Origin of the sequence: Pseudomonas sp. MD195_PC81_125 (assembly GCF_014060985.1) — a bacterium.
GTDB classification, from domain to species: Bacteria; Pseudomonadota; Gammaproteobacteria; order Pseudomonadales; family Pseudomonadaceae; genus Aquipseudomonas; species Aquipseudomonas parakoreensis.
The window spans coordinates 1-788 of sequence record NZ_JABULD010000462.1; the positions used below are offsets into that span (position 1 = coordinate 1).

Here is a 788-nt window from a genome sequence, read left to right on the forward strand (position 1 = left end):
CAGACGACAATAATGTTGCCTGATAGATCGCATTCGCGAGCAGGCTCGCTCCCACAGTGTTTTGTGTCAGGTCGAAGATCGGTGGTTGTTCAAATAATCACCAATTGCCTTGCACCTCCGCAGTCCCTTCTCTACAATTGCGCCCCTTGCTGTGACGGCAGGCACGCATGTGCCCCGCGCCAGCAAGTCCATAAGTGTCATTCACTCCTTGTCTGACCGTTTTTGAGCGGCAGGCTACAACCCGTAAGGAGCATTCATGCGTCATTACGAAATCATCTTTCTGGTCCACCCTGACCAGAGCGAGCAAGTCGGCGGCATGGTTGAGCGTTACACCAAGCTGATCGAAGAAGACGGCGGCAAAATCCACCGTCTGGAAGACTGGGGCCGTCGTCAACTGGCCTACGCAATCAACAATGTTCACAAGGCTCACTACGTGATGCTGAACGTTGAGTGCACTGGCAAGGCCCTGGCCGAGCTGGAAGACAACTTCCGCTACAACGATGCTGTGATCCGTAACCTGGTCATCCGTCGCGACGAAGCCGTTACCGGCCAGTCCGAGATGCTCAAGGCTGAAGAAAACCGCAGTGAGCGCCGTGAGCGTCGCGACCGTCCTGAGCACTCCGACGCTGATGGCGTTGAGGGTGATGACAGCGACAACAGCGATAACGCTGACGAGTAATCCACGGACCTTTTAAGGAGCCTATCAAATGGCACGTTTCTTCCGTCGTCGTAAATTCTGCCGCTTCACCGCTGAAGACGTGAAAGAGATCGATTACAAAGATCTCAAC

General features: G+C 54.3%; 1 protein-coding gene and 1 pseudogene. Both read left to right on the forward strand.

Annotated elements, in window-relative coordinates; translation table 11 throughout:
• Positions 1 to 256 precede the first annotated feature (256 nt).
• Positions 257 to 679 carry a 30S ribosomal protein S6 gene (gene rpsF / locus HT737_RS18545; protein ID WP_003221133.1) on the forward strand — a complete coding sequence of 141 codons (423 nt, stop codon included), beginning with the start codon at positions 257 to 259 and terminating at the stop codon, positions 677 to 679.
• A gap of 28 nt (positions 680 to 707) precedes the next feature.
• A pseudogene (rpsR, locus tag HT737_RS18550) lies at positions 708 to 788 on the forward strand (30S ribosomal protein S18); the annotation flags it as partial.